The organism is Bradyrhizobium sp. AZCC 1577, from assembly GCF_036924575.1.
GTDB lineage: Bacteria > Pseudomonadota > Alphaproteobacteria > Rhizobiales > Xanthobacteraceae > Bradyrhizobium.
This window is the reverse complement of sequence record NZ_JAZHRQ010000001.1, coordinates 5,823,496-5,837,310: the sequence shown is the minus strand read 5'-3', so window position 1 is coordinate 5,837,310 and position 13,815 is coordinate 5,823,496. Positions and strand designations below refer to the sequence as shown.

Annotated in this window: 13 protein-coding genes; all 13 read right to left on the bottom strand. The window is 60.3% G+C overall.

Annotated features, from left to right (window positions below; translation table 11 throughout):
* Nucleotides 1–17: 17 nt before the first annotated feature.
* Nucleotides 18–773 carry a response regulator transcription factor gene (locus tag V1278_RS27825; RefSeq protein WP_334382899.1) on the bottom strand — a complete coding sequence of 252 codons (756 nt, stop codon included), beginning with the start codon at nt 771–773 and terminating at the stop codon, nt 18–20.
* 198 nt (nt 774–971) lie between these two features.
* Entirely contained in the window at nt 972–1,577 is a 606-nt protein-coding gene (locus tag V1278_RS27820; RefSeq protein ID WP_334382898.1) for a hypothetical protein, read from the bottom strand.
* A 286-nt stretch (nt 1,578–1,863) separates the two neighbouring features.
* Nucleotides 1,864–2,952: a ketopantoate reductase family protein gene (locus V1278_RS27815; RefSeq protein WP_334382897.1), complete on the bottom strand. Its 1,089-nt coding sequence runs from the start codon at nt 2,950–2,952 to the stop codon at nt 1,864–1,866.
* 160 nt (nt 2,953–3,112) lie between these two features.
* On the bottom strand, nt 3,113–3,544 hold the full coding sequence (locus tag V1278_RS27810) for a CBS domain-containing protein (protein ID WP_065748322.1): 432 nt from the start codon (nt 3,542–3,544) through the stop codon (nt 3,113–3,115).
* 283 nt (nt 3,545–3,827) lie between these two features.
* On the bottom strand, nt 3,828–5,120 hold the full coding sequence (oxlT, locus tag V1278_RS27805) for an oxalate/formate MFS antiporter (protein WP_334382896.1): 1,293 nt from the start codon (nt 5,118–5,120) through the stop codon (nt 3,828–3,830).
* A gap of 205 nt (nt 5,121–5,325) precedes the next feature.
* A complete protein-coding gene (locus V1278_RS27800) occupies nt 5,326–6,828 on the bottom strand; it encodes a tripartite tricarboxylate transporter permease (RefSeq protein ID WP_334367971.1) in 1,503 nt (500 codons plus the stop codon).
* A 33-nt stretch (nt 6,829–6,861) separates the two neighbouring features.
* Nucleotides 6,862–7,359: a tripartite tricarboxylate transporter TctB family protein gene (locus V1278_RS27795; protein WP_334367972.1), complete on the bottom strand. Its 498-nt coding sequence runs from the start codon at nt 7,357–7,359 to the stop codon at nt 6,862–6,864.
* 80 nt (nt 7,360–7,439) lie between these two features.
* A complete protein-coding gene (locus tag V1278_RS27790; protein WP_334367973.1) occupies nt 7,440–8,450 on the bottom strand; it encodes a Bug family tripartite tricarboxylate transporter substrate binding protein in 1,011 nt (336 codons plus the stop codon).
* Between the two features lie 540 nt (nt 8,451–8,990).
* A complete protein-coding gene (locus tag V1278_RS27785; RefSeq protein ID WP_334367974.1) occupies nt 8,991–9,128 on the bottom strand; it encodes a hypothetical protein in 138 nt (45 codons plus the stop codon).
* Between the two features lie 346 nt (nt 9,129–9,474).
* Nucleotides 9,475–9,681, bottom strand: coding sequence for a hypothetical protein (locus V1278_RS27780; RefSeq protein ID WP_334382895.1), 207 nt, complete (start codon nt 9,679–9,681; stop codon nt 9,475–9,477).
* A gap of 255 nt (nt 9,682–9,936) precedes the next feature.
* Nucleotides 9,937–11,214, bottom strand: coding sequence for a formyl-CoA transferase (frc, locus tag V1278_RS27775; RefSeq protein ID WP_334367976.1), 1,278 nt, complete (start codon nt 11,212–11,214; stop codon nt 9,937–9,939).
* A gap of 59 nt (nt 11,215–11,273) precedes the next feature.
* Complete coding sequence (oxc, locus tag V1278_RS27770) at nt 11,274–13,004, bottom strand: oxalyl-CoA decarboxylase (protein WP_065748613.1); 1,731 nt, start codon at nt 13,002–13,004, stop codon at nt 11,274–11,276.
* Between the two features lie 66 nt (nt 13,005–13,070).
* On the bottom strand, nt 13,071–13,766 hold the full coding sequence (locus V1278_RS27765) for a GntR family transcriptional regulator (protein ID WP_051379524.1): 696 nt from the start codon (nt 13,764–13,766) through the stop codon (nt 13,071–13,073).
* Between the last annotated feature and the right edge of the window lie 49 nt (nt 13,767–13,815).

The window sequence follows — 13,815 nt, the reverse complement described above, 5'->3', positions numbered from 1 at the left end:
CTTTTCCGGATCATGCTCTAGGCATGACCGTTGGCTCGCCGGCTCCAGCGAACGACCGCCTCGGTACGGTTATGTGCGGAGCATTTTCGCATGATACGTTGAATATGCATTTTTACGGTGTTTTCCGATAGGTTGAGCCTGACGGCAATCAACTTGTTCGGAAGGCCAAGCTGCAGCGCCTCGAGCACATGTTGTTCGCGCGGCGTAAGATCGACCATCGCCTTCTCCGGCACAATCCTGGTGTTGCCGTTATCCTCGTTAGTTCCGAACAGCTCGGACGTATCTGGGCATCCCGATATCGTCTTGTGGCTTGTCCCTCCATTTTGCCCAACGATCGGTAACGGTCGGTAGACCCCACCGGCAAGGACCAGGCGTAATCCGGCAATCGCGAGTTCAACCGGGATCGATGTCGGAAAGAAACCGCGCACTCCGCGTTGCATCGCGGCCGAAGCCGTCGCATCGTCGTCGCGGCTTGACAACACAGCAACGGACGCTTTCGGGCAGGTTTCTGCAAGGAAGGCGAGGCTCTCTTCGATCGAAGGATCAGTGATCTGCTTGTGCCCGATATTCAGCGCGATCAAGCGGATGTCTCTGCCGGATAGCCAGTTCAGGCCACTGGTCGTTGCCATCTCGACGATCTCGAATCCAGTGAGTTCTCTCTTGAGGATATTGAGGATGCACGTACGCGCCAGGACATGTTGCTCGATGATCACGAGCACCGGCGAATTTTGCGATACCAAGGCCAGTTCCGCGGGATTAGAAAAATCGTCCATGATGTCCCCGAATTCAGAAATTAGCTGTCTCCACAAGTTTTGATTTCCATTTTCCATGGAGCAAATCTGCCCCACACACTCTGCAGCGAATTGCTGCTGATCGCGACGTTGCTTCCGAGCTTCGAGTTCGTTCGCAACGTCGTCACGGACCTTCTGGTCCGTCGCAATAGATCCTGGCAGCGGTCTTATTTTTCCATGTTAGCTGCAAATATTGCGGTACGCGCTCGCCGCAGCCGACTTGGCGGGGCCATCGACGACGTATGCTTCATCTTCCGTCACGAGATATAGAAACGGCCTATCTCCGGTACCTTCGCCCGACGCCGTTTTTCCTTTGACACGGCCGCAAATGGTGTCGACGGACTGCCCGAGCGTATTTTTGCGGATGGCCCGTTTCATCTCACCGAACTCGGCGGACGCCGGCTCCTCCAACTTCGCAGCAATCGTGGTCTTCGCCTTGATAATGACCGGATCGGACGTCTCGGCGGGCCGACCAGATGCCGGAGCTTCGACTTTCGCTTCGATCGTGGCGGACTTCGCCTTTTTCTCAGTGGGTTGGTGCCCGTCGCGTACGTCGGCAACCGACGGCTTTTCCGTCTTCGTCGCGATCGTGGACTTGACCTTTGTTGTCGCGGAATGGGTCTTGGATGACGCTGGCGCCGGTTCAATCGGCCGACTGGCCGCCATCCCGTTGAGACAGCCGGACCCACTCGCGTCCGTGCATGCTTCCATGCTTGCTTGCGGCGGTAAAAGGCAGCTACAGCCAACCAGGGTCGCAGCCAGAACACCAATGAGAAGCGTTCTCATGCTAATCCCTCAAAAAAGGGCCTGAGGTCCGCTCGCAATTCTTGCGGCGATCTAAAATGTTGCGCTGGTTGTCTATCATTTGCGCAAAAGTCTTAACTGTTGCTAAACGCCCATCCCGCGCCGCGGCGGTGGGCCCGGGCGCAATGCGGGGGGATGGGCTCGAATTGGCCTGTCGGCGGCCAATGATCGAGCGGGTTTTTTAGCGAAGCAGGGACCGTTCGCGTAAAGAAACGCGTTGAAACAAGAGACTAGAGCCGCTTTTAGCTCAGTCAGAACCGATCGGGCTCTACGTCACTGAGACTGGAACGCCTCGCGGCGCGTCAGATGCTTCCGCCACGATGCTCTCATTCAGTTTCTGATTGACGATCTGGACCGTACGGTCGATTTCGGCATTGGGTACGCCAAGCTGATGCGAAATCAGCTTCACCAGCAGGTCGACGCGCTCGATGGAAGGTGCGCCGCCAGCGACCGCCCGGGCCGCCGACGAGGGCTTGAGAAGGCTTTCCGCGGCTTTGGCGTACTTCTCGAAAGGCACCTGATCGGCGGGATCGGCGCCCAGACGCTGGGCGATGGCATCGACATGGTCGTAGATCGACTGCGAGAGATTTATATCGCCGTGCACCGCGTCGCGGATCGATTGCGGCTCCTGCGGCGTGATGCAGCGGTAATTCCCCGTCAACAGCATCGACCATTTGGCCAGTGGGACGAACATCGAATCGAACACTTTGAGTTTCACCGGAACGTCCTGGCCATCCAGCTTCACCGCATCGACGTCGGCTTCCAGCTCCCGAAGCAGCAAGTTATGTTTCTCATCCGCAAATGACGCTGCCTTGAAGTTTGTCGGCAGGCCGACATGAAGAACATTCACCGCCTCTTCCGGTGGACGGAAGGCCTGCGGATCAGGGGAGCAGAGCGACACCAGATCCGGCTCGAACCGTTCCCATACCGCGGCGTTGGTATAGGCCTCCTCCAGCTCCATTTTCGCAAGCGCCGGGATCCGTTTGAGATAGGGCAAGGGCGGCATGTTCATGATCGAAAGGCAAGGCAGCTTCGCCTCGGCGATTTTGATCATCAGAGCCCGGATCGCATGGTTGGTGTATTGCGGCTCCTGCATGGCAAGACCGACCAGATCATAACGGGAAGGATCGACGTCGGCGGGCTCGACCGCGTCCAGGATCCCGGGCAGGTCGCGCGAGAAGATCGGCCGGTGCGCCGCCTCGTCGCGCAGCTTGATGCGAACTTCGGTGCCGTCGCGGTTGATGAGCTCGGCCGTCTTCTTCCGGCACACCAGGGTCACGTTGTGACCCGCCATCAAAAGCTTTGTCGCCAGCAATGAGCCATACGAGGCTCCAAGGATCAGAATGTTGCGCGCCATGCGCCCTCCCACAGATAATGCTTTCCGGCGCGCCACTACTCCGGCGCAAATTTGCGAGCGCCTGCTTTGCGACAGGAGTTAAGCCGAATTGTTCGGTGCGATACCGCCGGCTTCCCTGGGAGTGCGCCCAGGAAATGCCGGCGGAGTTCGAGGCGACCGGTCAGGCCGACGCGACCAGCTTGTAGGGCGTTGCTTCGTCGTCGAACGCGGTCGTGATGTCACGAATGCTGATGACGCCGATCAGGCTGTAATTGTCGATCACCGGCACGTGGCGGATGTGATGCTTGCTCATGAGGTGACGGACATGCTCGAGCGTATCCGCCGAGGTGCAGGAGACGAGCTGCTGCACCGAAATGAATTGCGAGACGCGCATGTTCACGCCGGCGGCGCCATGTTCGGCAATCGCGCGAACCACGTCGCGCTCGGTGAACATGCCGACCGCCGTGTTGCCTTCGGTGCGGACGACATCCTTGACGACAAGCGCGCTGATATTGCCGGAGCGCATCAATTGCGCGGCAATGGCGACGGTCTCGTTCATACGGACCGTTGCGACACGGGCGGCTTTCTTGCGCAGGATATCTCCGACTTGCATGGCAACCTCCTTGGGATGAACTATTGGTTTCAAGTCTGGTATCAAGTCTGGTATACATAATGCCAATTGTCAACACGCGGAGCGTGGAATTCTCGCAGCCAAGATCGAGATAAATAGGCAGTATTATTGACGTTTTTGGAGCGTGCCGTGACATTCCAGGGGAGGGGCCTCGGGTTTTATCGGCCCCATGTGGCGTCAGGTATGCCAGAGGTCGCTGGTCGTCAAAAGAAAACGCGCCCACCCGGAGGTGAGCGCGTCTTGTTCTTGCCGTGGATCGGTGAGGTCAGGCCGCAATCTGCGACTTGGCGACCACCACCTTGCGCCAGGGCTTGAGCACAGCGATCGCCAGCAGCGAGGCCAGGATGTTCGCGCCGGCCGCTACGATGAACACGGTGTCCCAGGTGCCCGACGACTGCTGCATGTAGTTCGCCACCGGCACCAACAGCGCTGCGGTGCCCTTTGCCGTGTAGAGCAGGCCGGCATTGGTAGCCGCGAACTTCGCGCCGAAGGTGTCCGTGCAGGTCGACGGGAAGAGGGAGTAGATCTCGCCCCAGGCAAAGAACACGAAGCCCGACAGCAGCACGAACCAGACGGGATCGTGGCCCAGCATGTAGAGGCCCCAGATGCCGATGCCTTCCATGCCGAAGGCGATGAACATGGTGTTCTCGCGGCCGATCATGTCGGAGATCCAGCCGAAGAACGGACGGGTCAGGCCGTTGAGGACGCGATCGATGGTGGCTGCGAACGTCACGGCCGTCATCGTCACCGCCATCAGCGTCACCGGCACGCTGTCGACCTTCCAGTCGACGGCGATCGGCTTGAGGTTGGCGGTCACCATCAATCCGCCGGCGCCGACGATCACGAACATGAAATACATCAGCCAGAAGATCGGCTGACGGATCACTTCGGTGGGTTGATAGTTGCGCCGGGTCTGGATCACGTTGCTGTTCTGCACCGTCGGCACCTGTCCCGCTTTCGGCGAGAACATCAGGAAGGCGAGAATGACGATGATGATGCCTTGGCCGAGGCCGAAATAGAGGAAGGTGGTCTGGAAGCCGGAGTCCTTGATCATCGCCTGGATCGGCGCAACCGTCAGCGCCGAGCCTGCGCCGAATCCTGCGGCGGTGATGCCGGCCGCAAGGCCGCGCTTGTCGGGAAACCACTTCAGCGCGTTGCCGACGCAGGTGCCGTACACGCCACCGGCGCCGATGCCTGCGATGATCATGCCGAGATAGAAGCCGTTGAGCGTAGTGGCCTGGGCGTTGATCGCCCATCCGATGGCGCAGAGGATGCCGCCGATCAGGACGACGAGGCGCGGGCCGTATTTATCGACGAACCATCCCTCGACCGGCACCAGCCAGGTCTCGAACAGCACGAACAGCGTAAATGCCCACTGGATCGAGGCGCGATCCCATCCGAATTTCTGCTGGATGTCGGGTACGAAGAACGTCCAACCATATTGGTAGTTCGCGATCATCACCATCGCGGCGACGCCGATGGCCAATTGAGTCCAGCGATAGGCATCGCTCACTCGCGCCTCCGCGACGGGGGCTGCTCCGTGCACTGTATCCGTCATTTTTCCTCCAAAGGGCTGCTGTTCTATCGTTGCCCGACAGCTCAGCGCAAGTGTGGTATATGTTATGCCAGTAGACAAGGGAAAAATTGCATGTGTTCTAAGAATTCCCCCGCGTCGGTGAAAAGCTGCACAAACGAAAAGGCCGCGCGGTTGCGCGGCCCAATCGTCGGAAGCGTCTTAAGCTATTGCTTTGCTTAGAGCTTGATCATGCGGTCGCCGCAGATCGCAGGCGGCTATATCCTTCCTGAATGACCGACCAGAACAGTGCGATCAATCCCAGGATCATGATCGTGCTGACCAGCGGATTGGAAAGGAACACCCCAAACGAGCCTTGGGATCCCAGGAGCGATTGGCGGAAGGCCTCTTCGGCCTTGTCGCCGAGCACGATCGCCAGCACCAGCGGGGCGAGGGGATAATTGCACTTCTTGAGCAGATAACCGATCACGCCGAACACCAGCATCAGCATGACGTCAAACGTGCTGCTGTGGACCGAATAGGCACCGATTGCGCATAGCACCAGAATAAGGGGTGCGATGATGCTGAAGGGCACGCGCAGGATAGCCGCGAAAATCGGTACGCAGGTGAGCACGACGAGCAGGCCGACAATATTGCCGAGATACATCGAGGCGATCAGGCCCCAGACGAATTCCTTCTGTTCGACAAACAGCATCGGTCCGGGCTGCAGGCCCCAGATCAACAGGCCGCCGAGCAACACTGCTGCCGTCGGAGAGCCCGGCACGCCGAGCGAGAGCATCGGCAACAGGGCCGCTGTACCCGCGGCGTGCGCCGCGGTCTCCGGCGCAACGACGCCTTCGATCTCGCCCTTGCCGAAATTGCTGCCTTTCTTCGCGACGCGCTTGGCAATGCCGTAGCTCATGAACGAGGCTGGCGTTGCACCCGCCGGCGTGATGCCCATCCAGCAGCCGATGAAGCAGGAACGCAGCGAGGTCATCCAATACGCGGGCAGCTCCTTCCAGGTCTGGAGCACCACGCGCAAATTGATCTTGGCGGTGCCGCCGCGGAAGGCCAGCCCTTCTTCCATCGTCAGCAGGATTTCGCCGATGCCGAACAGTCCGATCACGGCGATCAGGAAGTCGAAGCCGTTGAGCAGGTGGGTGACGCCGAAGGTCAACCGCAACTGCCCGGTGATGGAATCAAGTCCGACCGCGGCGAGTGCAAAGCCGATCATCATGGCCGCAATGGTCTTGAACGGCGGTTCCTTGCTCAGGCCCACGAAGCTGCAGAATGCGAGGAAATACACCGCGAACTTTTCCGCAGGCCCGAATTGCAGCGCAAAGCTGGCGACCAGGGGAGCGACCAGCGTGATCATGACCACGGCGAACAGCGCACCGACAAAGGAGGAGGTGAAGGCGGCGGTCAGTGCTTCGCCGGCCTTGCCCTGCTGCGCCATCGGATAGCCGTCGAACGTCGTGGCCACCGACCATGGTTCGCCCGGTATGTTGAAGAGAATCGAGGTGATCGCTCCACCGAACAGCGCGCCCCAGTAAATACAGGACAACATGATGATGGCCGACGTGGGCGACATGCTGAATGTCAGCGGCAGCAGGATGGCGACGCCATTGGCGCCGCCCAGTCCCGGCAGCACCCCGATGATGACACCGAGCACGATGCCGATAACCATCAGCATGATGTTGTACGGCTGCAGCGCGACCGCAAAGCCGTGAAAAAGATTGACGAGTTCTTCCATCCCGATAATCCGATCCTGACTGTGCGTCGTTGTTTACAGGTCGAGCCACTCTTCCAACGGTCCCTTTGGAAGCGGGACCATGAACCAGCGCTCGAAAATCAAATAGGTGACGAGGGGCATGCCGAGTGCCACCGCTAGGACGGTGATCCAGTTGTATTTGCCCAGCCATCGCATGAACCATGCGATGAAAATGGTCGAAGAGACGTACAGCCCGATGAACGGCATGGAGCCGACATAAATGCCGGTGGGAATGACGACGCTGAGAACCTGACGAAGCTGTCCCCACTCCGCGAACAGTCCGTCATTGTCTTCGCGCAGTCCGTGCCACAGATTGATCCCGCTGGAAGCGACGATGAAAAGCCCGATATAGAATGGGAAGAACCCGGCGCGGGGGCCCTCAGCGCCCCAATTGATCCCCGCCTTGAGGCTGCCGGCGATCACGATCACTCCGAACAGAGCGATCAGTAGGGTGACGCCCGCTTCCACGAGCTTGTGGGTCGGGCCGGTGTTGCTCGAACTGCCTGTTGTCATCGAAACTCCATGCGCAATCGAGCCCGCGGAAACCGAGCCCGCCGTCTGCGTTGCTACCCCAATCGATCAGTGCTTCTCGGTCAGTTGCTCGGAGCGAGGAAACCGGCCTCTTTCATCAGAGCCTGATGACGCTTGTCCTCGGCCTCGACCCATTTGGCGTATTCTGCGCCGGTCAGGAAGGTCGTGTTGAATGCGCCGCTCTTCATGAAGTCCTGCCACTCGGGAGTGGCGCGAACTTTCTTGAACAGTTCGACATAATACTCGACCTGGTCCTTGGTGGCCCTGGGCGCCATGAAGATGCCGCGCAGCATCAGATATTCCATGTCGAGACCTGCCGACTTGCAGGTCGGAACGTCCTTCCAGCCCTTGCCGTCCGCGATCGGCTCATCGTAGGCCATCGGCTTTGCGTCAAAAACGCAGAGCGGACGCAGCTTGCCGCCGCGCCATTGCGCAACCGCCTCGATCGGATTGTTGACGGTCGAATCGACGTGGTTGCCGACGAGTTGAACGGCGACTTCGCCGCCGCCCTTGTAGGGAATGTAGGTGAACTTGGTGCCGACGGCTTTTTCCACGGCGACAGTGATGATCTGATCTTCCTGCTTCGAGCCGGTGCCGCCCATCTTGATCGAGCCGGCGGGAGCGGCCTTCACGGCATCGATGTACTCCTTCGCCGTCTTGTACGGCTTGTCGGCGTTCACCCACAGCACGAATTCATCCAATGCCAGCATCGCGACCGGCGTGAGATCTTTCCAGCTAAACGGAATTCCGGTGGCAAGCGGAGTGGTGAAGAGATTGGAGAGCGTGATGATGATCTTGTGCGGATTGCCGCCCGATCCCTTGACGTCGAGGAAACCTTCGCCGCCGGCGCCGCCCGACTTGTTGATGACGACCAGCGGCTGCTTCATCAGATTGTGCTTGGTGACGATGCCCTGGATCGTGCGCGCCATCTGGTCGGCGCCGCCGCCTGTGCCGGCGGGGACGATGAATTCAACGGGCCGCACCGGTTCCCATGCCGCAATTGCAGGAGCCGTGACGCTGCCTGCGCACAGCGCTGCAATCGTCCCTAACGCAAGTTGTGTAGAACGCCTCATTTGCTTCACTCCCGTTGAACTGTGGTTACGCCGGTCTTTGCCGGCTTGGTAAGTTCATTCCCGATCAAACGTTTCGGGTCTTCATGCACCCATGATCGTCGCGCCGCAATGGTTGCCTCGACGCTACTCCCGCGGGTTCGAATTGTACGAGGGGCCTGATCGGGCGGCATCCGCTCCTTTCGGCCAATTGTGAGTCTGAGAGGCGCAAGAAGAGGGGTGGGCACGCTCACGCTGCCCGTTCCTTGCGATATCGCCTTCGCTGTCCCTTGCGGACTGCACGGCCTAGCTCCCCCCTGGTATGCGCCCTTGTTCTGGTATGGGCGTTTTTTAGAATTGTTGTATATGATATGCCACGATGCAACTGGTTTTTGGTTTCGACAGGAGGCTAGGCCAATTTGTCGCAGGTGATGCCCAAACAGGCAATCGGTGAGCGGCGAACGAAAACGGCCCCGGAAACCGGGGCCGTTGATCGAAATGCAATCGATGGTTGCTGTCAGATTTCGCGCGGTGTCGCGCAAAAAAGTTCTTATTGTAGAAGCATCAGAGGCCGAAAGGGGGGAGGTCGCCGTTGCGAACCGCAATGCGGCTGCTCGCGATCAGCAGACGGTCGATGGAAGCCATCAGGCGGCCGAACAGGGTGGCGGAGGGCAGGAGGCCGATGGATGCAGTCTTGGACATGGATGTCCCCTTTCTGAAGTAGCGGAGAAGCTCCGCTTTCGTGATACGGGGAGACTTTATGTATACCAGATACCACCAACAATAACTTTGTTTGCATAGCAGCAATCAGACGTTTGCATTGCAGCAATGGGTCGAGATGCTGGCACTCCAGAATGGCAAAAGGCCGCCGGAAACCGGCGGCCTTTGCATTCCAGAATCCCAGGCTGCTTACTCCGCCGCTTGCTTGCGCGGCGGATCGAGCGCGCCGGAGTCGTGGATTTCGGCGACCTGGTGATCGCTGAAGCCGAGGACCTCGCTCTTTGCCTGCTGCGATGTCAGCTTTGTGGACCCAAAGCGGTCGAGCCGCCTAAGTCGATCCCCGTGGTGACCGATTTTTGAGATGAGATTTTAGAACGCCGGGCGCGATGATTAACAACAACACGACGCTGCTGATCATCCCGGCAATGCCAAGAAGGGTGGCAACGACTGTCCAACCTTGTTGAAGCAGTTTATCAACGAACATCATAGCGGCGCTAACGACGAACAAAGCAGCAAGCCATCCAATCGCACGCATCGATACCTCGCTCCGGCCGCGTCATTGTTTCATGTCAGCTCTAGCATGCAATGTCGGCTCTTGGCCCAGAGCCGACCTTGCTTCTGCTATCCCCAACGTCCGCTTGCCTTCATAAAGCTGTCAGCCCTTCAAAGTGCCGCATCTTCGATGCGATCTCGTTGCGAGCGGGAGAGGTGTGGCAGGTGGCCGCCGCTTCTCGCCCTAACAAAAAGGCCGCCGAAACCGGCGGCCTTTCGTGCTGTTCGGATGGCGTCGTTACTCCGCCGCCTGCTTGCGCGGCGGCTCGAGCGCGCCGGAATCGTGGATTTCCGCCACCTGGTGATCGCTGAAGCCGAGCACCTGGCGCAGGATCTCGTCGGTGTGCTCGCCGAGCAGCGGCGAGCGCGTCACCTCGCTCGGTGAGTCCGACAGCTTGATCGGATTGCCGACCGAGATGTACTTGCCGCGGGTCGGGTGATCGACCTCGACCACGGTGCCGGTGGCGCGCAGCGACTGGTCTTCGGCGATCTCCTTCATCGACAGGATCGGGCCGCAGGGGATGTCGTCCTTGTTGAGGATTTCCATCGCCTCGAATTTTGTCTTCGTCATCGTCCACTGCTCGATGCGGGCGAAGATTTCGTTCAGCCGGGGCAGGCGGGCCGCCGGCTTGGCGTAATCCGGATGGGTCTTCCAGCCGGGCTCGCCGATGACGTCGCAGATCTTCTCCCAGACCGGCGCCTGGGTGATGAAGTAGATGTAGGCGTTGGGATCGGTCTCCCAGCCCTTGCACTTGAGGATGCGGCCCGGCTGACCGCCGCCGGAATCGTTGCCGGCGCGCGGCACGGCGTCGCCGAACGGAATGCCTTCGCCGTACTGGCTGTATTCCTTCAGCGGGCCATGGGCGAGGCGCTGCTGGTCGCGCAGCTTTACGCGCGCAAGGTTCAATACGCCGTCCTGCATCGCTGCAGTGACGCGCTGGCCTTTGCCCGAGTGGGTGCGCTGATAGAGCGCGGTGACGATGCCGAGCGCCAGATGCAAGCCGGTGCCGCTGTCGCCGATCTGCGCGCCGGTGACGAGCGGCAGACCGTCGCGGAAGCCGGTGGTCGAGGCGGCGCCGCCGGTGCACTGCGCGACGTTCTCGTACACCTTGCAGTCTTCGTAGGGGCCGGGGCCAAAGCCCTTGATCGAGGCCACGATCATCTTCGGGTTGATGCTGTGGATCTTCTCCCAGGGGAAGCCCATGCGGTCGAGCACGCCGGGGCCGAAGTTTTCCACCAGCACGTCGCAGTTCTTGATCAGCGCGGTGAGGACTTCCTTGCCCTTCGGGTTCTTGGTGTCGAGCGTGATCGAACGCTTGTTGTGGTTCAGCATGGTGAAATACAGGCTGTCCACGTTCGGGATGTCCTGCAACTGGCCGCGGGTGATGTCGCCGACGCCGGGGCGCTCGACCTTGATCACGTCGGCGCCGAACCACGCCAGCAATTGCGTGCAGGTAGGGCCCGACTGGACGTGGGTGAAATCGAGAATACGAACGCCCGTGAGCGCCTTTGTCATCGTCATTGCTCCGTACTGTGTCTGTACTGCGTGATGCAGATTGAATGGATGGAAGTCGGTTACTTCTTTTTCAGGACGCTCTGCGGATTGAGGTTGCCGATGCGGCCGCTCTCCGAGCCTGCCGCCGGATCGATCACGGCGTTGATCAGCGTCGGCTTGCCGGAATCCATCGCCGCGTTGACGGCGCGCTTCAATTCGTCGGGCGAGGTGGCGTTGATGCCGACGCCGCCGAAGGCTTCCATCATCTTGTCGTAGCGCGAGCCCTTGACGAACACCGTCGTCGCCGGATCGGAACCGCCCGTATTGACGTCGGTGCCGCGGTAGATGCCGTCATTGTTGAAGATGACGATGCAGACCGGAAGCTGATAGCGGCAGATGGTCTCGATCTCCATGCCGGAGAAGCCGAACGCCGAGTCGCCTTCGACCGCGAGCACCGGCTTGCCGGTTTCGACCGCGGCCGCAATCGAATAGCCCATGCCGATACCCATTACGCCCCAGGTGCCGACGTCGAGCCGCTTGCGCGGCTTGTACATGTCGATGACGCCGCGGGCGAGGTCGAGCGTGTTGGCGCCTTCGTTGACGAGGATGGCGTCCGGCCGTTCCTTGATGATGGTGCGCAGCGCGCCGAGCGCGCCGTGATAATCCATCGGGGAAGCGTTGCTCATCAGCTTCGGCGCCATCTTGGCGACGTTGTCGTCACGCTTCTTGTTGACGGTCGAGACCCAGTCGGCTGGCGCGGCCGGCCAGTTGCCACCCATGCCCTCGAGCAGAGCGGATACGCAGGAGCCGATATCGCCGACCACAGGGGCCGCGATCTCGACGTTGGAATCCATCTCCTTCGGCTCGATGTCGACCTGGATGAATTTCTTCGGCGCATCGCCCCAGGTCTTGCCCTTGCCGTGCGACAACAGCCAGTTGAGGCGGGCGCCGATCAGCATCACGACGTCGGCGTCCTTCAGCACGGTCGAGCGCGCGGCACCGGCCGACTGCGCGTGCGTGTCGGGCAGCAGGCCCTTGGCCATGCTCATCTGCAGGAAAGGTGCGCCGGTCTTTTCGACGAAGGCGCGAATCTCGTTGTCGGCCTGTGCGTAAGCCGCGCCCTTGCCGAGAATGATGAGGGGGCGCTTGGCGCCCTTGAACACGTCGAGCGCGCGCTTGACGGCCGACGGGGCAGGGATCTGGGCGGGGGCTGCGTCGATCACCTTCACCAGCGACTTCGCGCCGGCGCCGGCGTCCATCACCTGGCCGAAAAGTTTGGCCGGCAGGTCGAGATAGACGCCGCCCGGGCGTCCCGACACCGCGGCGCGGATCGCGCGGGCAAGACCGATGCCGATGTCGGCGGCATGCAGCACGCGGAACGCTGCCTTGCAGAGCGGCTTGGCAATCGCAAGCTGGTCCATCTCTTCATAGTCGCCCTGCTGCAGGTCGACGATCTCGCGCTCGGAGGAACCCGAGATCAGGATCATCGGGAAGCAGTTGGTGGTGGCGTGGGCCAGCGCAGTGAGGCCGTTGAGAAAGCCGGGCGCCGACACCGTGAGGCAGACGCCCGGTTTTTTGGTGAGAAAGCCAGCGATCGAGGCCGCGTAGCCGGCGTTCTGCTCGTGGCGGAACGACAATACGCGCATGCCCGCGGCCTGCATCATGCGTCCGAGGTCGGTGATCGGGATGCCCGGCACACCATAGATGGTATTGATGCCGTTGAGCTTGAGCGCATCGATGACGAGATGAAAACCATCCGTCAGCTCTTGCTCGGTGCCCGGTGCTTCGGACTTGGTCGCGGTATTCAGCATGGGCTTCATCTCCCTGATCGTTTTGGTTCGGACGATTTTTCGTCGTCTTCTGGTGCGAAGGTTCGTCTAGCTAAAAAGTTCCTGCCCGTGCGCTTCGACGTAGGCGGCAAGGCCCAGCGTGTGGTCGCGCGCGCGCTTCTCGGCGAGTTCGGTATCGCGTGCTTCCAGCGCTTCGATGATGCCAAGATGTTCGGGCAGCGAGGTCGCGGTGCGATCCTTGCGTCCGATAGTCAGTTGCCGGTAGCCGCGCACATGCAGCAGCAGATCGTTGGTCAAATCGACCAGCACCGGCGATTCCGAAAGCGAGATCAGCGCCTGATGGAACGCGATGTTGGCCTTGGAGTATTCCTCGACATGATCCTGCGGCAGCCGGTCCTTGCCAAAATCCTTGAAGAAATCACGCAGCGCGGTGATGTCCTTCTTGCGCGCGGTGGTCGTGATCAGGCGCGCCGCCATGCTCTCGAGAGCGGCCCAAGCGCGGATCATGTCGACAATCTCGGTCTTGGTGCGGCGGACCACGACGATGCCGCGACGCGGCACGGTTTTGACGAAGCCATCCTGTTCCAGCATCGCGATGGCTTCGCGAATAGGGGTGCGGCTGACGCCGAGGCGTTCGGACAGCGCGCGCTCGTCGAGCATCACTTGCTCGGGCGTCGCATAGATATCCATCTTGAGAATAGCTTCCTTCAAGGCCTCATAGGCCTTGTTCTTGAAGCTCGTCTCAGGCGCAATCCGAACGATTGCGATATCTGCCTCAGCCATGACAGGCGGCGCCTTGGTTTGTTTACGTGCGGGCACGACTCGTCTCCTC

What these genes read in the sequence shown, in the direction of transcription:
- V1278_RS27780 (WP_334382895.1), bottom strand. Translation starts at nt 9,681, where the DNA reads ATGCGTGCGATTGGATGGCTTGCTGCTTTGTTCGTCGTTAGCGCCGCT.
- V1278_RS27825 (WP_334382899.1), bottom strand. Translation starts at nt 773, where the DNA reads ATGGACGATTTTTCTAATCCCGCGGAACTGGCCTTGGTATCGCAAAAT.
- V1278_RS27765 (WP_051379524.1), bottom strand. Translation starts at nt 13,766, where the DNA reads ATGGCTGAGGCAGATATCGCAATCGTTCGGATTGCGCCTGAGACGAGC.
- frc (WP_334367976.1), bottom strand. Translation starts at nt 11,214, where the DNA reads ATGACAAAGGCGCTCACGGGCGTTCGTATTCTCGATTTCACCCACGTC.
- oxc (WP_065748613.1), bottom strand. Translation starts at nt 13,004, where the DNA reads ATGCTGAATACCGCGACCAAGTCCGAAGCACCGGGCACCGAGCAAGAG.
- V1278_RS27815 (WP_334382897.1), bottom strand. Translation starts at nt 2,952, where the DNA reads ATGGCGCGCAACATTCTGATCCTTGGAGCCTCGTATGGCTCATTGCTG.
- V1278_RS27800 (WP_334367971.1), bottom strand. Translation starts at nt 6,828, where the DNA reads ATGGAAGAACTCGTCAATCTTTTTCACGGCTTTGCGGTCGCGCTGCAG.
- V1278_RS27790 (WP_334367973.1), bottom strand. Translation starts at nt 8,450, where the DNA reads ATGAGGCGTTCTACACAACTTGCGTTAGGGACGATTGCAGCGCTGTGC.
- oxlT (WP_334382896.1), bottom strand. Translation starts at nt 5,120, where the DNA reads ATGACGGATACAGTGCACGGAGCAGCCCCCGTCGCGGAGGCGCGAGTG.
- V1278_RS27810 (WP_065748322.1), bottom strand. Translation starts at nt 3,544, where the DNA reads ATGCAAGTCGGAGATATCCTGCGCAAGAAAGCCGCCCGTGTCGCAACG.
- V1278_RS27820 (WP_334382898.1), bottom strand. Translation starts at nt 1,577, where the DNA reads ATGAGAACGCTTCTCATTGGTGTTCTGGCTGCGACCCTGGTTGGCTGT.
- V1278_RS27785 (WP_334367974.1), bottom strand. Translation starts at nt 9,128, where the DNA reads ATGTCCAAGACTGCATCCATCGGCCTCCTGCCCTCCGCCACCCTGTTC.
- V1278_RS27795 (WP_334367972.1), bottom strand. Translation starts at nt 7,359, where the DNA reads ATGACAACAGGCAGTTCGAGCAACACCGGCCCGACCCACAAGCTCGTG.